The organism is Actinoplanes sp. NBRC 103695 (assembly GCF_030269485.1).
GTDB lineage: Bacteria > Actinomycetota > Actinomycetes > Mycobacteriales > Micromonosporaceae > Actinoplanes.
The window spans coordinates 89,251-110,013 of the sequence record NZ_BSTL01000012.1; the positions used below are offsets into that span (position 1 = coordinate 89,251).

The following is a 20,763-nucleotide window of genomic DNA, read 5'->3' on the forward strand; positions in this document are numbered from 1 at the left end:
CGAATACTCCGACGTCAACGCGAGCACCGCGAGCATGAGCAGCGCGATCTGCCCCCATGGCCCCGAATCGGAACACCAGCAGGACCCTGGCGCGGTGTCGAGCGCATCGACCCCGCCGCGGGGATGTTGGGGCAATGTGGACGGTGCACGGTTGACCGTGTTCCTGACCGCAGCAATTGTTGATTGCGTACTACCACTAACCGCCATTGAGGCTGATCGGTCTAGTTCTCTAACTGAGAATGGAGCACGACACACATGCCCGTCCTCGCCTCCGCGACGTCCCGGGCCGGCCTCGCGCTGGTCTGCGCCGCCACCGCCGCGGTGATTGGTGTCGCCGCACCGGCTCCGGCCCGGGCCGCCGCGTCCGACTCCGTCCTGGCCTGGTACGACGCCACCGCATCGGCGATCGCTGCCGGCGGCGCGCCGACCCAGGTCACCGACAACCGCACGTGGGCGATCGGGTGGCTCGCCGCCGCCCGGGCCCAGTCCGGATCCCTCTCGACCGTTCACCAGCGAGCCGCGCTTGCCGGTGCTTTACACGAGACGCTGGTCACGCTCATCCCGGCCCAGCAACCGGCGGCCGATGCGGTGCTGGCCGCCGAACTCGCCGCGCTGCCGGACCAACCGTCCACGAGGGACAGTGTGGCGGCCGGCCGCGCTGCCGCACAACGGCTGCTCACCGAGCGGATTGGTGACGGCCTCGACCCGGCCTCGATCAACACGCCCTTCCCGGTGCCACCGGCCGCACCCGGCGTTTGGCAGCCCACCCTGCCGCATTTTGCCCCCGCGGTGACGTATGGCAACCGGGTCGCGCGGCCGTTCCTGCTCCGCACGGCCGCGCAGTTCCGTCCGGCCGCGCCGCCGGCGCTCGGCTCCGTGCGCTACGAGCAGGACCTGGCCGAGGTCCGCGAGTACGGCTCGGCCTCCAGCAGCGTACGGACGCAGGCGCAGACCGATACCGCCACCTTCTGGTACGGCTCCTCGCTGACGCTCTATACGCCGATCCTGCGCGCGGCGGTCGCCCAGTCGCACGCTTCGACCGCGGACCGTACCCGGCTGGTCGCGCTGTTCCATGTCGCCGAGGTCGACACCCATATCGCCACGTCTGACGCCAAGTTCGCCTACCAGCGGTGGCGTCCGGTCACCGCGATCCGGGCCGACAGCGATCCCGCATGGTTGCCGCTGCACGCCACCCCGGCCCACCCCGACTATCCGAGCGGGCACAACACCTATTCCGGCGCTGCCGAGGGGGTGCTGACCGCACTGATCGGACCGCGTGCCAGTGAGCCGTACACCATCGGCAGCCCGACCGCGCCGGGCGTGACCCGCACCTACACCGACTGGCACAAGCCGAGCTTGGAGAACGTCGACGCCCGCGTCTGGTCGGGCATCCACACCCGCAACGCCGACCTGGCCGGCATCCGCCTCGGCGTTGACGTCGCCCGTTACACCGTCACTCACGCGGACCTTCTGTTGCGCTGACCGACTTCCTCGCCGAACGGACGGCCGCGGCGTCGGACCTCCCGCTGCGGCCGTCCGGGCTGGCCACTCATCGTCAGATGGCCGACGGTGGGTACCCGCGGGCAACCAGGGCGCGCAGCATGGCGCGCCGGCGGTCGTGGTCGGCCTCGGAGTCGGATGGGCCGGCAGTGAAGGTCGTGCTCATCGGCGACCAGGTCATCGAAAGGGCCGAGGCCGAGGACCCGAACGTGCCGCCTTGCCCCCGGTCGGCGTCCTGCCCGCACGGTCACTTCGGCTATGTTGGTGCCGAATCGCAGCTCGAAACCATCGGCGGTGGTTCGGGCGGGGCCGAGAAGCACGATGCCAGCATTGTTGATCAGCAGGTCGATCGCCGGCATGTCCGCTGTCAGATCCTCGGCAAAGCGGTCAGTTGACATCAACATTGGGAAGTGATCTTTCGAGTGCTTGCCGCTCGCGCTGGAATTCCGGACGGTGAGCGGCATCTTGCTGCGGCTGGAAGTAACCGCGGCTGGGCGCCCGCGCGGGTGATCGTGGTTCGTACTTGCCGAACCGCTACGCCGTCCACATCTCGCTGATGCGCTGCGCCGCCTGCACCGCCTGGTGCAGACCAGCGTCAAACGCGGCCTGAATGCGGGAGCGAACCATATAGTCACGCCCGCCGTCCGTGATCTCAATAAACTCCGGGCCGGGTTCGATCAGCTCAAGCTGACTGCCTTCCTGGCGCCTCTCCTTGAGTTCCGCGACCACCTGGGCGGCCATAATGTCGTGCATCGGGCCGGCATCCGGTACCGGTGTGGTGACCAGAAGGCAGGAAACGGCAAGGATACGCCCATGACCACGTGCGAGATCGGAATTGAGGTTGCTCTTGAGCCCACCGTCGAGGTAAGAGTGTCCTTTGATCTTTACTGCCGGAAAGACCAGCGGTGCGGCACAACTCGACGCAACCGCCCGAAACAACGGGACACCCGAACTGGCGCTCCAGGACTGAAACTCGCCCGATGCGGCCTCAACAGCTGTGGCTACGAACGCCTGCGGCCACTTCTCGCCGAGGAACGAGAACTTCTCAACGAAGGCGGGTTCGTCGATGCTCTCGACCTCAAGAGCGGCCCGGCCGATGCGGCGACGTCCCGCCTCGGGCGAGACTTCGGCAGCTGCCTGCGCCATGATCTCGAACATCGTAGAGAATCGTTCCGGGGTCACAAGCGGCTCGGTCGACTCTATCGCCAGATCCAGCGTGCTCAGCAGCTCCTTCGGATCTCCGCCCATGGTGAACGAAGCGCCAGAGAGCGAACCCGCGGAGGTTCCGATCACCCTATCGGCGGCAGCGAGGTCGACCCCCGCATCGGTCAGCCCGCGCAGAAGTCCCGCCTCCCATGCGGCCCCCAGCAGACCTCCTCCGCTCAAAACCACGGCGCGTCGTGTTGCATCAGACAAGAGAACCTCCAATAAGAGAACACTGTTCCGTAACTCACGCGATGGTCGACGCCACCGGCAGCCAGGCATAGATCCCGACCGGGCCAGCTTCACCACCGCCCTAAACACCGCCCGCGACCAGATCGTCCACGCCGCCGACACCGTCATCGACCCTCGTTGGTGTCATCGGCGCCCACGTCATAGCGAACCTGCTGTGCCCGTCCGCAGGATCCGCACCAAACCCGCATGACCAAAGGCTCAACCAGCAAGTACCAAGCCCGCGGACCCAACATCGACCGCCACAGCTACAAAGCCACCACCAGCATCGACATCATCAAACCGGACCCTTGACGGCCACCACAAAGCCCTAACTGAACGGCGCTACAGACTTTGCCGTAGTGACACGCGACCGCGTAGCTCGTCAAGGCTCTGGCGTCGACATGGCCGCGCGCTTCGGGGGTCAATTGATCAAGCGAGTCGCGTGCAACGACGCGAGGAGCTGCGGCCGGTCCGCGTCGGCGCTGCCCGGCTCGGCGGTCCAGACCAGCATGACCGGGCCGGGCTTGCCGGGCAGCGGATAGGTGTTCCAGTCCAGGACGATGTCGCCGACCTCGGAGACCCGGAAAGTCTTGGTGCCGCTGACCGTCGCCCGTACGTCGTGCCGGGCCCACAGCCGCCGGAACTCGGCGCTGCGCCCGAGTTGGCCCCGGTCACCACGGCGACCCGGCCGTGCTGGTCCGGAATCTGGTCGGCGGTCCATCCGGTCATCAGCTGCTCCTGGGGTGTCGGTGCGGTGGACCACCGACGCTAGCCGCGGCGCGGGGATCTTCCCTGGTTGTGCCGGACCTACCTTCGGTCGTCCGGGCCGCGGCAAACTTGTGGCATGAGCAGCCCGATTCCATACGCTCGAGAGCTCGGCGATTTTCTGCGCGCCCGCCGCGACCGGCTGACCCCGCGCGAGGTCGGCTTTGAGCCGGGCGGCCGGCGCAAGGTCACCGGGCTGCGGCGCGAGGAACTGGCCCTGCTGGCCGGGCTGAGCACCGACTACTACCAGCGCATGGAGCAGGGCCGGGAGGTACGCCCGTCCGACGACGTCCTGGACGCGCTGGCCGGTGCCCTCGGCCTCGACGACGAGGAACGCCGTCACCTGTTCACCCTGGCCCACGCCGCCCGCCGGCCGGTGCCCGCCGCGCCCACCCGGGCCCCAGAGCGCGTGCCGGAGAGCACCCGCCGGCTGCTGCCGTTGATGGACACCCCGGCGGTCGTGCTCGGCCGTCACCTGGATTTGCTCGCCTGGAACCCGATGGCCGAGGCCCTGCTCGGCGACCTGGCGGGCTATCCGGCTCATCGGCTCAACATGCTCCTGATGATGTTCGACGACACCCTGACGGCCGACCGGAGCTGCCCGGACTGGGAGACCCAGGCCCTGGACTACATCGGCATGATGCGCACGGCGGTGGCGACCGATCCCACCCATCCCCGCGCGACGGCGATCGTCGGCGAGCTGAGCATCCGCAGCGCGGAATTCCGGCGGCTGTGGGCCCGGCACGAGGTCCGCGAATCGGTCAGCGGCGCCAAGACCTTCCGGATCCCGGAGGCGGGCGACATCGTCCTGGAGTGGGACACATACCCGCTGCCGGGAAATCCCGGCCCCGTCATGCTGGTCTTCACCGCAGAGCCGGGCAGCGCCGACGCGGACCGGCTGCAGCTCCTAGCGTCGTTGCACGCTACCCGCTTGATCAGCTGGATACTTCAGCCGCGAGCCGTTCGCCACGGAGCGTGATGGCCGGCCGAGCAACCCAGCACGTGGACATGCCTAAGCTTGAGTTTTAACTTTGATGTCCGTTGTCGAGGTCCTGCCGGGCTCATGATGTTGTGACGGAAGCCGGTTTCGTGACCCGGCTGGGCGTCCGGGACCTGGCCGGCAGGATTTCGGCGCGTTCGGCGGTGAACCGGGCGCGTTCCTTCGGCGACAACGACAGGTCGGGCTGCGTCGTGTCGCGCTCGCAGGCGATGGCCGTGCTGTTTCCAGCTGTGCGGGTTCGCGGCGGATACGACGCCGTCGGTGCACAGCGCGAGCACGAGGCTCGTCAGCACGGCCGCGGACAGTGCGGAGCGCAACGGGTTCCTCTGTGATGAGCGATCTTGATCTCCCAGAGCCTCCAACGGACGGAAATGCGCGGACGACCCCCCTGCGGGATGACCTCAAAGGCAGACCTCAGTCGTACTCCATCGTCAGCGACGTGCGACAGCTGAACGCGTCGACGGCCCGCAACGCCTCGCCCTCACGGCGCGCCACCGGACCCCGATGGGCGCGCCGACCGGCTTCACTCGGTGAACATCGTACAAGAATGTATCTTGTCGAACCTCTTGGCAGCGAGGTCGTCCTCGTCGATCAGGAAACACCCGTAGTAGAACTCGCTCTCCGTGGAGAACTGGGCGAGCGGCACCCACTGCCGTACCAGCCGCTCCTCCTCTTCGTGCTCCAGGCGCCGCCACTCGTCCTGGGACATCTCGGGGTTCGCCCTGCGCTGCCCCTGCGCGTGGACCCCGGCCATCTGCGAGTGCGGGCTGTGCCCACTGCCGATGTTGCGGCAGTACCCGCCGAGTTGGAGCGTGCTGTGGTGGTTCGGCCTCTCCTCCGGCCAGAGCTGCTCGACGACCTCGCACAACCCGTCGAGGTGCTTCAGCGAGCCGAACAACTTCTTCACATCGGCCGTCGCGAACTGGACGTCCCGATCCTCGATCCACTCCGGCAACTCTGGCCGCACCCGCGCGACGATCCAGTGCTCGGGGATGAGGAACGGAATGGTCTCGTCCATGTAGGTCGACCTGGAGTCGTGGCCGGGCGGCGGCGCCGCCTCCTCGGTCTCCGTGCCCGCAGGAACGTACAGAACCCGCGAGTAGTCGGTAGTGGGGTACTCCTCGATGTCTTCCTCGTGGTGCAGGAAAAACAACAGCGACCCGTCCTCCGGCAGACCGAACCCCTCGGCCCGAGGAAGAGCCGCACAGTCGACAGACCCGACGAACGGCAACGGGAAGCTACCCCCCGGCCATTCCACGCCCACCGGCAACCGGGGAAGGCCGCCGACCTGACCGACGACTTCGCCCTCACCCGTGCTCAGCCAGGTCCAGACCCCGAACCGGATCAGCTCGGCGAACTTGCCGATCTCGTCCTCGGGAATGCCCCGATCGACTGCGGCACTGCGGAACTGCTCATAACGATCCATGACAGGGATGATCGCAGATCGTGTGACCGTGCTTGCAGCACGGTCCTATGAAGACGGAAGCGGATTCCGCCACGCACACCGATCCACTGCGAAACCACGGAAGTGCTCGTATCGATCCATGCCGCGACGTGCTCGCAAACGATGAGCCCCTCCCGCGCGCCCGCCGAACACCGGCGGGCGCGCGGACACCGCCTTAGCTTGTTGTTTAACCCGTGGTGGTCGCCGGTGACCCCTGGTTGATCATGGGAACAGCCCTTGGTCGATGATCTTCTTGTCGAGGGAAGAACATCCAAACCAAGGGCTGTCTTGTTGAATAGTGTGCATGACGGGTGTCTGGTGGACGAGGCCGGGGAGCTGGCAGGGTTTCGGCGTGAGTTGCACCGGTGTCTGACCGCTCGTACGGACGCGTTGTTCGAGTTGACCGATGCCTTGTTGTGTACCGACGGGCCGGTGAAGTCGTTGGTGGGATTGACGTTGGCGCCGGAACACCGCCGTGGACACGGCGCGATGTACGACGCGTTGAACCTGGGTCGGATCGATGTGCAGCGGTTGCGGACCGCGGTGGCCGGGCTCACACTTCCTCGTGCTGTCGGCGGCTGGTTGATGCTGGCGGTTGATGTCAGTGCATGGCTGCGCCCGGAGGCGGCGACGAGCCCGGACCGGCTGTTCTGCCACGTGTATGGCCGTGGCCGCAACAAGGATCAGCTGATTCTGGGATGGCCGGGCGTTCCTGCTCGCGGACATGCCCGTAGAGGTGCTGGGCCGGTTGCGGTCGGATCGGGTGTTCCGGCTGCCGGCCCGGCCGCGCGCGGCCGAGACGATCGGCCGGCCCGCCAAGCACGGCGGCGAGTTCGGTTTCGCCGATCCCGGCACGTGGCCGGATCCGGACGTCGTCACGTTCACCGGCACCAGCCGCTACGGCACAGCGTCCGCGACGGCCTGGGATCGGTTGCATCCGCGGCTGACCCGCCGCGCAGCCTGGCTGGATTATGACGGTGACCTGCCGGTGCTGGAAGGGACCCTGATCCGTCTCGTCGTGGATCATCTGCCGGGTGACGGCGATCCGAAACCGTACCGCCGATCTTCGCCGGACGTGGGAACGCCCTGCACCCCAGGGCGGCTCACCCCGGCCCGGGTCCGTCGCGGGTTTCGGAACTTGCGCGCGAAGACCACCCGGCCGGCGGGTGCACCGAAACCCACGACCGCCGGTCCCGGACGTCCTGCAGGGTCGAAGAACCGTCAGCGAGCCGCCCGCCACGACGTCGGCAAGACCAACTAACGCGCCATCACACTCGAAGAACACAAACAGCGCTCAGGTAAAGAACAAGCTAAGGATGGCTGTGTGCCTCAGGCTGCCGGCTTGGACTCCATCGGGCGCAGAACGGTGCGCTTCGGCAGCACCCCAGCAACGCGACGCGCGGACCGGTTCGCCGTCCCGCTGATCATGCTGACGGGAGGACGGCGGCTCTTCAGGGCCCGGAAAGCGGTGGTGCAGACCTGATCGACCGTCTGAAGCCGTAGGCCGTCGGTCCTTGTCCCGGAGGCCGCGTGAAACGGTGTGGCGGTTGGCCCGGGCGATACCGACATCACAGTGAGCCCACTATCGCCGAGTTCGTGCGCGAGCGCCTCGGTGAACCCTCATCGAGGCCGTTCTGAAGCTGGTTCGGGAGCGAGGTGCGCGGGTTCAGTGTGTCAGAGGCGGCCCGCCGGGCGGGGGTTTCCACCTCCGCGCCATACCGGCACCTCGCTGATCGCGATGCGTGTCAACGGCTGTCGGCTCGCGGGACCGAGGACCTCGGGATGCGGCGTCGGTTCGGGGCATCGGTGGGTCTGGGACGACGCGGAACGCCACCGGGAGTACGTGAGGGAGCTGGCTCGGGCAGTTGCCCAGTACCGGCGGCTGGCATCGTTACCGATCTCAGGCGTTGTCTGCTGGCGGAGTGTCCGGCGTGGTGCGCTTGGCGCGGTCGGACCCTGCGGTGACCGTGTCCTTGGCCGCGTTGGACGCCCGTCCTTGGCTGTGCGCGGCGGGTCGTCGGAGATGCTGATGGTGCGTAAGCATGCCGAGCATCCGGCGGAGCTGGCCTCGCGCGAGTTCGCTATCAATCCGGCCCGATGCGTCGCCGCGGACCTCCTCGCCTGGCTGCAAATCCACAAGCCGCAACAGCGCCGGCCACGCGAGATATCCCGGCAGGTCACCGCGACGTTTATTCGAGTGCGCGGCCTAGCAGGGCTGCGAGTTGAAGTTGATCCTCGGCTGGCAGCTTGGCCAGCGGAGAGCCACATGTCACCGCTTCGACCAGTTCCGCGCGGACTTGGCGGCCCTTGGGGGTCAACACCAGCACTCGTGAGCGGCGGTCGGCCGGATCCACTGCCCGGTCAACAAGGCCTCGGTCGATGAGCTGGCTGGCCACGAAGGTCAGATTGGGAGCATTGCAGTGAAGCCGCTCGGCCATGACCTTCATTGAGGGCGACGGCTCATCGGGATCGATCAGCCAGAGCGCCTGGAACGTGGCCTCCGTCAGGTCGTGACCGGCCAGAGCCGGACCGACGGCGTCGACGGTCCGCGACCAAACATGGTAGGTCGCGAGGACCGCTGCGGCGAGTTCGGGTGCGATCACAGCGCCATCCTCACTTTACTTCAAGACTCGAAGTACTCATGCTAGCATTTTTACTTTGGTACTCGAACTAAGGATGGCGTCATGTTCCACGGAAAGAATGTGCTGATCACCGGAGCGTCCCGCGGTTTGGGGCGTGCGTTCGCGTTCGAGCTGGCCGCTCGGGGAGCGCGCCCGATTGTACTGGCCCGTTCGGGCAACGCGCTGCGGGACGTCGCCAACGAGATCCAGCAGCGTCACGCCGGCACACAGGTCGAAGTGATCGTCGCCGACCTCGCTGCTCCGGACGGCCCGCACCAGGCCCTACAAGGGCTTCAGGACCGTGGCATCGCCATCGATCTGCTCATCAACAACGCGGCGATCGGCACCCAAGGCGCGTTTCTGTCCCGGTCGCTGACCTCACAGCTACGATCGGTCGCGGTCAACGTCGCCGGTCTGCTTGCCGTGACCCATCCGATCGCGGCCGACATGGCCGCACGTGGCTCCGGCGGAATCATCTTCATCACCTCCGGGGCGGCGTTCGCGCCCATGGCCTATCTGGCAAGCTACGGCGCGACCAAAGCATTTCAGCTGTACCTCTCCGAGGCCTTGGCCGAAGAATTGCGTGGCACCGGCGTCCACGTCATGGGTGCTCACGTGCCCGACATGCAGACAAGCTTCGGCGAGGGCTCCACGGCGCCCATCGCCGCGTGGGCGGAGAAACCCGAGTTGATAGCCGCGCAAACACTCGACGACTACGCCCGAGGCCGAGCGGCGTCTTACCCCGGCCGGGCCGTCAACCGTGCCCTCACCTGGCCGAGCCGTCTGGTACCACGTACCACCTCCGCTCGGCTCAGCGCGTCCTTTGCCCGCAAAAGAGGCTTGAACCAAGTCACCGAGTCAGACCGCCCAACCCTCGCCGGGTAGAGGGCCGAGTTCGCGACCTCGCGGACCACGAGGGTATTGAAAGCTCGTGTCCACGCTTAGCCATCGCTGACTCGCTGTTGCTGCGTCGTTGTCCGCCTTGACCTGGCCCAAGACGACCTTGTCGGCGTCGGGCAGATCCTTGGGCATGCTGAAGTCGCCGTATGCGACGACGCTGAGGTGGCCGCCGAAGACCGACTGGTAGAACCCCAGTGCCGCGCGGGCGTCGCCGCGGAAGTTCAGGTAAGTGGTAGTCGTGATTGCCATGCGGGACTTCCTGGGCGCTTCGCACCGGCGTCGCGGCCGAGGGAACGGTTGTACGCCTTGGGGAAAGAGGGGCCGCTACCAGAGGCCGCCGAGCAGGGTCAAAGCCACGAACCCCGACCAGGATCTCGATCCAGTTCAGATCACCGAAATATCGAAGATGTGTTTGTCTCCGTACTCACAGGAACTGATCGGCTGATCCGGATCGCCGTACTGAAACGGCGTTGAACCGAGATTCGCACCAGTAGGTGACAGCAAGTGGCACCGACCACGGGCGGTCGGGTTGATACTGGATATCTCCGCGCGGCTGCCGGTCCGCCAGGACTGGCCCGGCGCTGTGCTGACCTACCGGCTTCCGCTGTGGTACCTCGGTACCGCAGCGGGAGGGCACCGTGGGTGGATGGCGCGGCGGTGCCGTTTCCGTAGCTTCGAAGCATGATCGAAGTTCGCGAACTGACGAAACGATTCGGCGAGGTCACCGCGGTCGAGGGGGTTTCCTTCCGTCTCGATCCCGGGTCCGTCACCGGATTCATCGGTCCCAATGGGGCTGGGAAATCGACCACCATGCGGATGATGGTCGGTCTCGACCGGCCGACGTCCGGCACCTGCCTTGTCGACGGAAAGCCGTACGGGCAGCTGTCGGCGCCGCTGCGGGTGGTCGGTAGCCTCATCGACCCGGAGGCGCCGCATGGCGGCCGCAGCGCGCGGAACCATCTCCGGGTCCTCGCGCGTACGCACGGGATCCCGGACCGCCGCGTCGACGAGGTGCTGGACAGCGTTGGGTTGGCGGATGCGGCGAACCGGCGCATCCGCGGCTTCTCGCTCGGGATGCGGCAGCGGCTCGGGCTCGCCGGCGCCTTGCTCGGCGATCCGGCGGTGCTGCTGCTCGACGAGCCGGCGAACGGCCTGGATCCCGACGGCATCATCTGGATCCGGACGCTGCTCAGGTCGCTGGCCGCGGAAGGCCGTACGGTCCTCGTCTCCAGCCACCTGATGAGTGAGCTCGCGCAGACGGCGGACCGCCTGATCGTGCTCGGTCGCGGCCGGGTGCTCGCGGACGACTCGGTCGAGGCACTGACATCGCGCTACGGCACCCGGCTGAGCCGTGTCCGCCCCGATCGCCCGGCCGACCTGGAAACGCTCCTGGGCCGCCAGGATGCCGTGGTGACCCGGCTGCCGGATGGGATTCTGGAGGTGACCGGCGTGGAACCGGCCGACATCGCGATGCTCGCCCAGCGGCACGGCATCCTGCTGCTGGAGAACAGCACCGTGACGGCCTCGCTGGAAGAGGCCTACCTGACGCTCACCCGAGACCACACCCGGCACATTGCGAAGGTGACCCGATGACCGCCGACAAGCAGCAGCAGCTGAGCCTGCCGAATCTCGTGTCCTCGGAGTGGCTGAAGCTGAGGTCCCTGCGATCGTTCTGGTTCGCCGCCGCCGGCGTGGTCCTGCTCACGGCCGCAGGCGCCCTCCTGCCGGCGCTCTTCTTCACGGCAGACAACCCGCCGACCGAAGCAGAGGCTCCCCTGCTGGTGTTCCGATTCGGGGCGATGGGCGGGCAGATCGCGCTGCTCGTGCTCGCGGTGCTCGCGTTGACCTCGGAGTACTCGAGCGGTTCGATCCGGCTTACCTTGGTCGCCGCGCCGCGGCGGCTGCGGGTGATCGCGGCCAAGGCCGTGGTCGTCACGGCCGTTTCGGCGTTGCTGGCGGTGGTGTCGCTGCCGGTCGCGTACGTCGTGTGCGTCCCCAAGCTGAACTCGCTCGGGCTGCACCCCGCCTCGCGAAGCATCATCGGCGGTTTCGCCGCCCACGTAGGTTATCTGATCCTGGTGGCGGCCTTCGCCTTCGCCGTCGCCCTCGCCGTCCGCAGCACGGCCGCCGGTGTCGGCATAGGGCTGGGCGTCGTGTTCGTACTCCCGAGCGTTCTCAGCCTGCTCGGGGGCGGCTTGCACCAGACGCTCGACAAGCTGGGCTTCACCGATGCGGCCAACAGCCTGTTCTACTCCCACTCGTCCATCGGAACGCTGCTCACCGATGCGGTCACCGTCACGGTCTGGGTGGCAGTTCCGCTGCTCATCGGCGGGATGGCGCTGGTACGCAGGGATGCATGACCGTGGGCGAACTACCTGAGCCGCCGCGCCTGCCGAAACCGGCAGGCGCGGTGCGCGCATTCTGGGCTCGCCATCCTCGGCTGGTGGATTCGCTCGTCGCCGTGATCTGTTGGGTATGGGTACTCGACAGCGGCGGGAACGGGTTGCAGATACCGCAACCCATCGACGGGCCGTGGTGGACCGTCAACACCATCGTGGCGGCCACCATGCTGTTCCGCCGCTCACGACCATGGTGGACGGTGCTGGCGGTCACCGCCGGCGGAACTGCAGCGCCGCCTGACGGAAGCCGGTTCCCCCGTCCTGGCCTCCGCCGCACATCCGGGCCTGGTCGCCACCCCGATGACCAGGGGGAGTGGCGGCACGCTGACCCAGCTCATCGTCCGCTACCTGGCCCAGAGCCCGGAGAAGGGCGCGCTCCCCGTGCTGTTCGCAGCGACTGCCGCCATTCCCCCGGGCGCGTTCACCGGCCCGAGCACGCGATGCACATGCGTGGCGGCGCCGAGCTGATCGGCCGCTCCAAACGCTCGAGGGATCCCGAACTCGCGCGCCGCCTGTGGACGGCTTCCGAGGACATGACCGGCATCAAGTTCGAACTCTGAGTGAATGGTGAGACGCCGACCTGATCTCGTCCATCCCCCGCGCTGGTCCGTGCTGGAAGTAAAGGGACTGGCCACTGCGCCTCGGGACAACGCGATCCTGCATCGGACGAATATAATTCCGGCAGAAAATCGCTGCCTTGAAGAAAATATCCTGGTAATCGCATCGGGGACTCTGTGAGCGGGGGCCACCGCCACACCTTCAGTATTTCAACGCCACTGAGGCGCGGCGGTGACCGTCACACAGTCGGATCAAGGACGAACGCAACGCCATCTGTCCCAATTGGGGATACCGTCCAGCAGTCCGGCGTAAGTGTTGGCGCCATACTGCTCCCGGCACGCAGAAGTAAAGTCGATCGGCCAGTACTGCAGGACACCGCCCGGGTTTCGCACGCAGCGCCACCAGTACGCCGAATCGCCGCCGACCTCCGGGCGCAGCTCAGCATAGCTGACCCACCCGAGAGTTGGAATTGATTGATGCCGTGCGCAATGTGAGTGAAGTTCCAAGCCGCCAAGGATGACGCCGGCCTGCGCGGGCGTTGACATCACGGCTGTCACGCCGGCGGCGCTGACGAGCATAGCGGCAATGAGAGCGAGTCGCTGAGCAAGCCGTGAGAAGGTCTTCTTACGGCGAGGTCGCGCGGCTACTGGCGATTCCACACTACAGCTCCTTTTCTGTTGACGGTTGTGAAAGCCACGCTGTCATCATGGTTCCGGAGCGTCCACACTCTCCGGTGACAGTGCCCTCAAGCGCATCCGATCTTGTTCACATCGCGACACCGTTGCCGGACTATTCGGCGACCGTTCCCGAGATCGCCGTCATCGGCAAGTTCGCGTCGTTGCGCCGCGGCGCAGATCGCCGTGTTCTATCTACGGTTCGCCCTGGAGCACCCGGCGCGATTCGAGGTCATGTTCGCGTCCGGCATCGACCGCGAGCGTCACCCAGAGATGTTGCACCGGGCCGAGCGCGTGCAGAGGCGCTTGGAGGACACCTTGCGGCCGTACCTCGAAGGTCAGGATCTGGCCGAATGTGCCGCGCAACTGTGGGCGCTCGCACACGGGGTCGCGGCTCTGGCCACGGAGGGGGCCTTGCAGCACTTCATCGGCGGCCAGGGGTTCGAGACGATCGCGGAGAACGCCGCCCGTGCCTGGTCGGTCGGCGTGCGGAAGGGTGAGGACGAGGTCGGCGGCGCGTAACTGAGGGCTGGACGTCGGCGGCCACGTGTCTTGCTCTGGCAGAGCAGTCCACTGTGGTGTTATGCGCCGGAGATCCGAATGATGATGTGGGTCTGACGCGCGGTGCGCGGCGGTTTTCTGCACCGAGCAGCCTGGCTTCGCCGATGTCCTTCTCATCTGGTGGCAGGTATTTTCGGGCACCCTCGTCGGTCGGCCGTGGACGCCGCGACGGTCCGCTGCCACTCTCGGCCGGGTGCTTACCGGTCCTGGTCGCCTTCCTGACCAGGCCGACCAGAGGTGACGGGAAAGAAGTCCCCTCGGCCTTGAACCGGAAGTCCCGCCGAAGCGTCGTTCACAGGGCTTCCCATCTTCCTGCCCGAAATGACCGAGTCAAGAGTGAGCCGATGAGAACCTTCGCAATCGTCCAGGGCCGGCCATGGCGTCGGCTCATGTCGTCAACCCGCCGACGGGTCGAGGTCGTGGCCCTGGTGATGACCATTGTCGGGTGTGGCGCGGTCGTGTTCGAGATGGCCGCCACCGCCGACAACGACAAGCTCAAGGGTGAGCCCGTACCCGGTGGTGACGTCTCGGCCATCGCCGAGGCGGCGCTGTCCTGCCCTTCCCTCAACCCGCCGAAGGTGGCCGCGCAGATCATGGCCGCATCCGGGTTCAAGGGCAAAGGAGATGCGCTGACCGGTCTGGACGACGCGTCCTTCCGCAAGTGGCGGCCGTCGTCAGATGTGAGCCGGGCCGACCGCCGGGCCAACATCGTCGCGCTCGGGCACCGGACCTGCGAGAACATCGGGCGCCTGCGGGCAGCGAAGATCGACGGCGACCTGTGGCCGGTTGCGGTCGCGGCCGAGCGCGGCGGGCTCAAATCGGTGATCGACGCGCACGGTGTCCCGAAGAGTGCGAAGTCCTACGTTGACAAGGTCAAGGGGTATGCGAACTGGTACGCCGAGCAAGCGCCGTTCGCTGAATCCGGCGACACGCCGGCCGCTGCCGCCAGTCCCCAGGCGGCGCTCAAGGTGCCGGACGATCTGGTTCAGCCGATCCAGGTGGCCGGGAAGATGTGCAAGCAGATCACGCCGGCCCGCATCGCGGCGCAGTTGCGGACCCTGTCCGGCTTCGACGTGAACAAGCGAAGTGCCGATCGGCAGGGTGTCGCCCAGTTCACGGCGGCGATGTGGGAGCGGTATCAGCCCGGCCGGGACACGTCGGTGTGGCGTCCGGCGGACGCGATCCCGGCGCTCGGCGTAGCCATGTGTGACATGACCCAGCAGCTGTCCAGCCTCAACGGTGACGAGACCTACCGGTTGGCACTTGGCGCGTACCAATGGGGCATCGACACCGTCCGCCGTGCGAACGGTCTGCCCCGGGTCAACGTCAGTCAGTGGGCGGACGAGGTGACCAAGCTGGTTCCCGAATATCAGAAGGACACCCGGCTGACCGCACCGGCGGCCAAGCCGGACGACAAGCCATCCCCTTCCCGATCGGCCGGAGCGCCGCCGGTGGAAGAGCCGACGAAGGAAACCGGCGAGAAGGAGGACGGCAAGCCCACCGAGGACAAGCCCAAGGCTCCGAAGCTGTTCGACTACGACCCCAATGCCAAGTATGAACTGTGGAGCGCCTGGGCGGATGCGCTCCTCGAACTCCCGGGATACAACTCCGACACCAAGCCCGGCAGCCGGGTCCACATGTGGAAGGACGAGAGCTACGCCGACCAGATGTGGAAGATCCAGCCGGCCCCCGACCGGAAGCATGTGATCATCGCGAACGTCTTCAACGACATGGCCTTGTCCGTGGAGGACAACTCCGTCCAGGAGAACGCGAAGATCGCCGTGTACGAGCGCGATGACAACAACGAGAACCAGCAGTGGCTGCTGGAGGACGTCGGCGCCGGCCGGGTGGTCATGACGAACCGCCACTCCGGCAAGGTCATGGAGCTGCTCGGCGAGGACATCAGCCCGCCGAGGGACAACGGCACCACCTGGAACGGCTATTGGGTCGAGCAACTGAGCCGGCACGACAACCAGAAGGACCAGAAGTGGCGATTCGTCAAGCAGTGAGGTTGGCGGTGGCGGCCGCGGTGATGGTCACCGTCGGCGTCACCGCGGGCCCGGCGCTGGCCGCCGAGGAGTACGTCAAGTACTACGCGGTCACCTCGTCTTACCAGGGGAAACCCGAGAACCTCACGGAGATCGCCGAGCGGTTCCTGGGTGACGGCGCCCGCTCGGCCGAGATCCTCGATCTCAACAGCGGGCGCAAGCAGCCCGACAACGGCCGGCTCGCCGATCCGAACGAGCTGAGGGCAGGCTGGCTGCTGGTGATGCCGTGGGACGCCGTCGGCGGCCCCATCCACCACGGCGTACTCCCGGACAAGGCCCCGACGACGCAGGGCCAGCCGAAGTCGTCCACGCCGCAGAAGAAGCTCAGTCAGCAGCAGCCACGCACCACCGTGCCGCCGGAGCAACTCGCCGCGGCCGCCTCGGTGCCGTCCAAGGCGCCGGTGCAGCGGCCGGCGGCCAAGTCCGGGCAGTGTGCGGCGGCGGCCGCCTCCAGCGGCCGGTCCGACTGGGCCGGCCTGCGCCTCGCCCCGGACAAGGCTTGGCCGCAGAGCCGGGGCAAGGGCCAGATGGTGGCGATCGTCGACTCCGGTGTGGACGGCAGCCTGTCCGCGCTCAGCGGTCACGTCGCGGTCGGCATGGACATCACCACCGGCAAGGGCCGCGGTGACACCGACTGCCTCGGCTCGGGCACCGCCATGGCCGGGCTGATCGTCGGCCGGCCGGGCAAGGGCAGCACCGTCAAGGGTCTCGCGCCGGAGACCACGGTCATGCCGGTCCGGATCGTCGGTACCGACGCCAAGGCCCAGCCGGCCAACGCCGCCTCGGCGATCGAGGCGGCCGTGGGTGCGGGCGCGACCGTCATCGCACTCGGCAACTTCGTGGACACCACGCAGACCGAGGTGGCCAAGGCGATCACGGCCGCGGCCGGGCGGGATGTGCTCGTCGTGATGGGGGCGTCACTCGGCTCGGTCCCGGTCAACCCGGACGCCAAGATCGGCGACGGGGTGCTCCGGGTGGGCGGCGTCGGCGCCGACAGCCAGCGGGCGGCCGACTATCGCGGCGGTGGCATCGACGTGGTCGCGCCCGGCATCAACGTCAACAGCATCGGCATCACCGGCGTCGGGTCGGTGTCCCGCAGCGGCACCCCGTACGCGGTCGCGTTGGTCGCCGGCACCGCGGCGCTGGTCCGGGCGGCGTACCCGGACCTCACCGCCGAGCAGGTCGCCCACCGCATCGAGGTCACCTCGGAGAAGATGGGCGACGGCCCGCAACCGGACGGCAAGTACGGCTGGGGCATGATCAACCCGGCCGCGGCCGTGACCACGGTGCTGTCCGAGGAGGCCGGTGGCGGCTCCCGGAGTGGCGCCAAGGAACTGACCTCGGGCACCTCGTCCGGCGGCCGGACCACGCTGCTCGTCCTGGTCACCCTGGTCGCCCTGGCCGCCGCGGCGCTGCTGATCTTCCGGATCCGCCGGATCGTCACCGAGCCGGACGACCAGTACGACGACGACGGTGGCGCCGGTGGTCCCACTACGGAACCGCCGACCGTACCCTCCCTGGCCGCGGCGCATCTGCCTTGGATGGCGCCGCCGTCGTCGCCGGTCCGACCGGACGGGAGGCTGGTCGAGGTCGCGGCCGCGTCCGGCGGCCCCGCACCGGCCGGCTCGGCCACCCCGAACGCGTCGGCCGGAGCGAAGGCGTCCCAGCCGCCTGCCGAACCGTCCTGATCGGACTCACCGGTCCCGGCCGCCGCGTTCTCCATGACCGGGTCGTCCCCTGCGGCGGAACGGTCGAGCCCGATCGCGGAGTGGCGCAGCAACAGCCGGGCCGCGGTCATCCGGGCGGCGGCCCGGGTCAGGGCCCCGTTCCACAGTGCGGCGACGCCGGTCGCCGGGAGCAGGGCCGCGAGCATGCCCATGTTCAGGTTCCACACCGTCCAGGCGGTCGCGCCGTCGGCCCGAGCCAGTTCTTCCAGCACCGCGAGGGTCTCGGCCAGCGGGAGCTCTCTGCGCCGCCGAGCTCACGAGGCTTGTAGAGACGGAAGGCGCCGGCCGCACGGAGCTCGTCGACCAGGCCGGTCGGCAGGCGGCCGGTCCGACTCGTCGCGGAACTTCTCGATCACCGGGCGCACGCGTTCGGGCAGGTCGATCACAGCCGAACCCTAGACCGAAGGTTCCACCGGAAACCAGGTGAACTGGTCGTCGCCGGGAGCCGTCGTTAGGTCGACGACTTCGCGGGCCTCCACGGGGGGCCGCCCGGCAAATCGGAGGTGACGATGGCGGTCGTAAGGCGCGGCGTGTCACGGCTCCTGCTCGCGGCCCTGGCCGGTGCGGTGGTCCTGATCGGACCTTCGCTGGTGCGTGAAGGCAGCCCGGCGGCGGCCGAGCCGGCGTCGTCCGGCCGGTACTACGTGGTCGGCAAGCCGGTCAACGGGCAGCGTGAGTATCTCTATGACATCGCGCTCAAGACGCTCGGCAACGGCAACCGGTACACGGAGATCGTCGAGCTCAACGAGGGCCGCCGCCAGCCTGACGGCGGTGCCCTGGTGGACGCGATGGAAGTCCGGCCGGGCTGGGTCCTCGAGCTGCCGGCCGACGCGGAGGGCGCCGGCGTGCTGACCGCGCGACCGGCCGGGCTGGCGGCCAAGGCCCCACACGAGCGGCCGTCTGCGATGTCCGGGCGTACCGGCGACGACGGTGTCAGTCTGACCCGGATCGGGGTCTTCGGGCTGGCCGTACTGATCATCGTGGCCGGACTGGCGATGCTGCGGGCCGGGTCGCGCGAGCGGGTGGTGCCCGCCGCTGATCCGTACCCGTCGGGGCCGCCACCGCCTCCGCCTCCGCCACCCTTCGTTCCGCACATGGTGCCCTCGGAGGCCGTGCCGGAGCTTCCGGTGCGGCGCCGGACCATCGAACGCCTCGACCGATCCATCCTGGATGCCGGGCGGCCCGTCGCGCCCGGGCCGGAGCCGGCGCGGATGGCCGCTGCGGAGACCGAAGTGCTGGCCGGACCCGACACCGAGGTGCGTGCGGAGGAGGGGACTGAGGTGCAAGCGGAGGAGACCGATGCCCCTGGAAACGGCATCACCACCCTCGGCGGGCCGTGGAAGCGCGCCGGGAACACGCCGCCGGTGACCAGCTCGGCCCGGTCCGGTGACGCCGCCGCGAGCGCGGTCCGGAAGGGCGCGGACGCGGGGGAGCCGTCGGCGTCCGGCGATCGGGAGGCGGAACCCGCCCGGCCCGTCCTCTGAAGTGAGCCGTAATGGCACACTGCGACATTTCTCGCCTCTGGTGAACCCGCGTGTCTCCCGTACGTTCATTGCCGGGATCCCTGCTCCCGACGACGGCGTTGAGGTGGGTGTGCATGTCGTGGATCGTCCGGTCGGCAGCGCGGGCCGGCGTCGCTGTGGGCCTGGTGCTGGCGCTGGTCGGCGTGTCCGCGGTCGCCGCCTCGGCCGGGTCCGGCGAGATCGTCAAGTACTACACGGTGACCAGGGCGTACAACGGCGCTCCGGAGAGCCTGACCGGCATCGCCGCGCGTCTGCTGGGCAGCGGGGCCCGCGCGCACGAGGTGTTCAACCTGAACGCCGGGCGGCGGCAGGCCGACGGCTCGGCCCTGACCGATCCGAGCCGGTTGCGGCCGGGCTGGCTGCTGGTCCTTCCCTGGGACGCGGTCGGGGCCGGGGTGCAGCAGGGCGAACTGCCGGAGCGGGCGAAGCCGGCGGCCACCGCGCCGGTGTGGCCGGAGAAATTGGCCGCCCGCTCCTCCGGCGACCGGGGTAGGCCGAGTTCCTCCGAGGGCCCGGCGTGTGGTGCCCGGGCCGGCGCGTCCGGTGCAAAGGCCGACTGGGCGCGGCTGCGCATGGCGCCCGGCCGGGCGTGGAGCCGCACCCGGGGCAACGGCATCACGGTCGCCGTCGTCGACTCCGGTGTGGACTCCAGCCTGCCTCAGCTCAGCGGGCGGGTGGTGGTCGGCGCCGACGTCACCTCGGGCAGCGGCCGTGGTGACGTCGACTGCCTGGGTACGGGCACGGCCATGGCCGGACTCATCGCCGGGAGCCAAGAGCCGGACAACGGCCCGACCGGGATCGCGCCCGACGCGACCATCCTCCCGGTCCGGGTGGTGACCACCCGACCGGAGGCCGAGCCCGCGCACGATGTCGCGGCGATCTCGGTGGCCGTCGCGGCCGGTGCGTCGGTGATAGCGCTCGGCTCGTACGTCGACCTGACCGACGCCTCGGTACTCGCGGCCGTGTCGGCTGCCCTCACCCACGACGTGCTGGTCGTCGCGCCCGCCCCGGTCCAGGCGGTGCCAGGGCCGAGCCCGCCCGGCGCCGGGGCGCGAGGCGCGTTGCTCAGCGTGGGCGGGGTGAGCGCCGACAACCGGCTGGCCGACGACTACCACCCGGCCTCCGTGGATGTCGTTGCCCCGGGCGTCGGCGTGGCCGGGCTGGGCCATAGCGGCTATGGCACCTTCGAGGTGAGCGGTACGCAGTACGCGGTCGCCTTCGTGGCCGGTCAGGCGGCGCTCGTCCGGGCCGCTTTCCCCGAGCTGTCCGCAGCCCAGGTCAAGCACCGGATCGAGGCCACCACCGACCGGCTGGGCAGCGGCGCCCCCGACCAGCGGTACGGCTGGGGCCTGATCAACCCGCCCGCGGCGGTGACCGCCCAGGTAGCCGGTGAGCACGCCGTTCCGGCCGGAACGGACAGCACCGGCTCCGGCGCCATGCGCACGGTCGTGCTCGTCATGGTGGTCCTGGCCCTGCTCGTGGCGGTCGCGGTCCTGCTGCTCCGGGCGCGCGGGTGGACCCGCGACGTACATCCGTAAAAGTTTTCGATCCCGGGGTTGAACCGGCCGGTCGGGCGCGCCGTAGGTAGGGGCCCGCGTTACACCGGCGG

Annotated in this window: 17 protein-coding genes and 1 pseudogene; 13 read left to right on the forward strand and 5 right to left on the reverse strand. The window is 68.5% G+C overall.

Translation table 11 applies throughout. From position 1 onward, the window contains the following. Positions 1 to 255 precede the first annotated feature (255 nt). On the forward strand, positions 256 to 1,482 hold the full coding sequence (locus QSK31_RS22365) for a vanadium-dependent haloperoxidase (RefSeq protein ID WP_285686233.1): 1,227 nt from the start codon (positions 256 to 258) through the stop codon (positions 1,480 to 1,482). 167 nt (positions 1,483 to 1,649) lie between these two features. Continuing rightward, the gene (locus QSK31_RS22370) at positions 1,650 to 1,895 is read left to right on the forward strand and encodes a hypothetical protein (RefSeq protein WP_285686234.1); all 246 of its coding nucleotides are present in this window, start codon (positions 1,650 to 1,652) and stop codon (positions 1,893 to 1,895) included. Between the two features lie 139 nt (positions 1,896 to 2,034). Here QSK31_RS22370 and QSK31_RS22375 read toward each other — a convergent pair whose 3' ends face one another. Together QSK31_RS22375 and QSK31_RS22380 are read right to left on the reverse strand one after the other, a co-directional pair. After that, the gene (locus QSK31_RS22375) at positions 2,035 to 2,916 is read right to left on the reverse strand and encodes a patatin-like phospholipase family protein (RefSeq protein ID WP_285686235.1); all 882 of its coding nucleotides are present in this window, start codon (positions 2,914 to 2,916) and stop codon (positions 2,035 to 2,037) included. 439 nt (positions 2,917 to 3,355) lie between these two features. Continuing rightward, complete coding sequence (locus QSK31_RS22380) at positions 3,356 to 3,655, reverse strand: MmyB family transcriptional regulator (RefSeq protein WP_285686236.1); 300 nt, start codon at positions 3,653 to 3,655, stop codon at positions 3,356 to 3,358. A gap of 123 nt (positions 3,656 to 3,778) precedes the next feature. Here QSK31_RS22380 and QSK31_RS22385 point away from each other — a divergent pair, with 123 nt between their 5' ends. Then, positions 3,779 to 4,678: a helix-turn-helix transcriptional regulator gene (locus QSK31_RS22385; RefSeq protein WP_285686237.1), complete on the forward strand. Its 900-nt coding sequence runs from the start codon at positions 3,779 to 3,781 to the stop codon at positions 4,676 to 4,678. A gap of 544 nt (positions 4,679 to 5,222) precedes the next feature. Here the strand turns inward: QSK31_RS22385 and QSK31_RS22390 are convergent. Further along, entirely contained in the window at positions 5,223 to 6,125 is a 903-nt protein-coding gene (locus tag QSK31_RS22390; protein ID WP_285686238.1) for a DUF1963 domain-containing protein, read from the reverse strand. Positions 6,126 to 6,434: 309 nt separating this feature from the next. Between QSK31_RS22390 and QSK31_RS22395 the strand changes: the two are divergent. Next, positions 6,435 to 7,320 (forward strand): annotated as a pseudogene (locus QSK31_RS22395) (transposase); the annotation flags it as partial. A gap of 1,012 nt (positions 7,321 to 8,332) precedes the next feature. On the opposite strand, the gene QSK31_RS22400 reads toward QSK31_RS22395, so the two are convergent. Further along, positions 8,333 to 8,746, reverse strand: a complete 414-nt coding sequence (locus QSK31_RS22400; protein ID WP_285686239.1) for a MarR family winged helix-turn-helix transcriptional regulator — start codon at positions 8,744 to 8,746, stop codon at positions 8,333 to 8,335. An 81-nt stretch (positions 8,747 to 8,827) separates the two neighbouring features. On the opposite strand from QSK31_RS22400, the gene QSK31_RS22405 reads away from it, so the two are divergent. Next, the gene (locus QSK31_RS22405; protein ID WP_285686240.1) at positions 8,828 to 9,649 is read left to right on the forward strand and encodes an SDR family NAD(P)-dependent oxidoreductase; all 822 of its coding nucleotides are present in this window, start codon (positions 8,828 to 8,830) and stop codon (positions 9,647 to 9,649) included. Here QSK31_RS22405 and QSK31_RS22410 read toward each other — a convergent pair. Beyond that, entirely contained in the window at positions 9,623 to 9,913 is a 291-nt protein-coding gene (locus QSK31_RS22410; protein ID WP_285686241.1) for a VOC family protein, read from the reverse strand. The two genes, QSK31_RS22405 and QSK31_RS22410, sit on opposite strands and share 27 nt — an antisense overlap. A gap of 432 nt (positions 9,914 to 10,345) precedes the next feature. Between QSK31_RS22410 and QSK31_RS22415 the strand changes: the two genes are divergently transcribed. The 8 genes from QSK31_RS22415 to QSK31_RS22450 all read left to right on the forward strand — a co-directional run bounded on the left by QSK31_RS22415 (position 10,346) and on the right by QSK31_RS22450 (position 20,692). Beyond that, positions 10,346 to 11,257, forward strand: coding sequence for an ABC transporter ATP-binding protein (locus QSK31_RS22415; protein ID WP_285686242.1), 912 nt, complete (start codon positions 10,346 to 10,348; stop codon positions 11,255 to 11,257). After that, positions 11,254 to 12,024 carry an ABC transporter permease gene (locus tag QSK31_RS22420; RefSeq protein WP_285686243.1) on the forward strand — a complete coding sequence of 257 codons (771 nt, stop codon included), beginning with the start codon at positions 11,254 to 11,256 and terminating at the stop codon, positions 12,022 to 12,024. Before QSK31_RS22415 ends, QSK31_RS22420 begins: the two co-directional genes overlap by 4 nt. Beyond that, positions 12,021 to 12,623: a hypothetical protein gene (locus QSK31_RS22425; RefSeq protein WP_285686244.1), complete on the forward strand. Its 603-nt coding sequence runs from the start codon at positions 12,021 to 12,023 to the stop codon at positions 12,621 to 12,623. Before QSK31_RS22420 ends, QSK31_RS22425 begins: the two co-directional genes overlap by 4 nt. A gap of 858 nt (positions 12,624 to 13,481) precedes the next feature. After that, complete coding sequence (locus tag QSK31_RS22430; RefSeq protein WP_285686245.1) at positions 13,482 to 13,817, forward strand: TetR-like C-terminal domain-containing protein; 336 nt, start codon at positions 13,482 to 13,484, stop codon at positions 13,815 to 13,817. A 143-nt stretch (positions 13,818 to 13,960) separates the two neighbouring features. Further along, complete coding sequence (locus tag QSK31_RS22435; protein ID WP_285686246.1) at positions 13,961 to 15,865, forward strand: RICIN domain-containing protein; 1,905 nt, start codon at positions 13,961 to 13,963, stop codon at positions 15,863 to 15,865. Between the two features lie 8 nt (positions 15,866 to 15,873). Further along, complete coding sequence (locus tag QSK31_RS22440) at positions 15,874 to 17,592, forward strand: S8 family serine peptidase (RefSeq protein WP_285686432.1); 1,719 nt, start codon at positions 15,874 to 15,876, stop codon at positions 17,590 to 17,592. 548 nt (positions 17,593 to 18,140) lie between these two features. Then, the gene (locus tag QSK31_RS22445; protein WP_285686247.1) at positions 18,141 to 19,115 is read left to right on the forward strand and encodes a hypothetical protein; all 975 of its coding nucleotides are present in this window, start codon (positions 18,141 to 18,143) and stop codon (positions 19,113 to 19,115) included. A 113-nt stretch (positions 19,116 to 19,228) separates the two neighbouring features. Next, entirely contained in the window at positions 19,229 to 20,692 is a 1,464-nt protein-coding gene (locus QSK31_RS22450) for a S8 family serine peptidase (protein WP_285686248.1), read from the forward strand. Positions 20,693 to 20,763: the final 71 nt, after the last annotated feature.

Coding starts and splice junctions, on each gene's coding strand:
- QSK31_RS22365 (WP_285686233.1), top strand. CDS start 256: ATGCCCGTCCTCGCCTCCGCGACGTCCCGGGCCGGCCTCGCGCTGGTC.
- QSK31_RS22380 (WP_285686236.1), bottom strand. CDS start 3,655: ATGGACCGCCGACCAGATTCCGGACCAGCACGGCCGGGTCGCCGTGGT.
- QSK31_RS22385 (WP_285686237.1), top strand. CDS start 3,779: ATGAGCAGCCCGATTCCATACGCTCGAGAGCTCGGCGATTTTCTGCGC.
- QSK31_RS22390 (WP_285686238.1), bottom strand. CDS start 6,125: ATGGATCGTTATGAGCAGTTCCGCAGTGCCGCAGTCGATCGGGGCATT.
- QSK31_RS22405 (WP_285686240.1), top strand. CDS start 8,828: ATGTTCCACGGAAAGAATGTGCTGATCACCGGAGCGTCCCGCGGTTTG.
- QSK31_RS22410 (WP_285686241.1), bottom strand. CDS start 9,913: ATGGCAATCACGACTACCACTTACCTGAACTTCCGCGGCGACGCCCGC.
- QSK31_RS22415 (WP_285686242.1), top strand. CDS start 10,346: ATGATCGAAGTTCGCGAACTGACGAAACGATTCGGCGAGGTCACCGCG.
- QSK31_RS22420 (WP_285686243.1), top strand. CDS start 11,254: ATGACCGCCGACAAGCAGCAGCAGCTGAGCCTGCCGAATCTCGTGTCC.
- QSK31_RS22425 (WP_285686244.1), top strand. CDS start 12,021: ATGACCGTGGGCGAACTACCTGAGCCGCCGCGCCTGCCGAAACCGGCA.
- QSK31_RS22435 (WP_285686246.1), top strand. CDS start 13,961: ATGTCCTTCTCATCTGGTGGCAGGTATTTTCGGGCACCCTCGTCGGTC.
- QSK31_RS22445 (WP_285686247.1), top strand. CDS start 18,141: ATGGCGGTCGTAAGGCGCGGCGTGTCACGGCTCCTGCTCGCGGCCCTG.
- QSK31_RS22450 (WP_285686248.1), top strand. CDS start 19,229: ATGTCGTGGATCGTCCGGTCGGCAGCGCGGGCCGGCGTCGCTGTGGGC.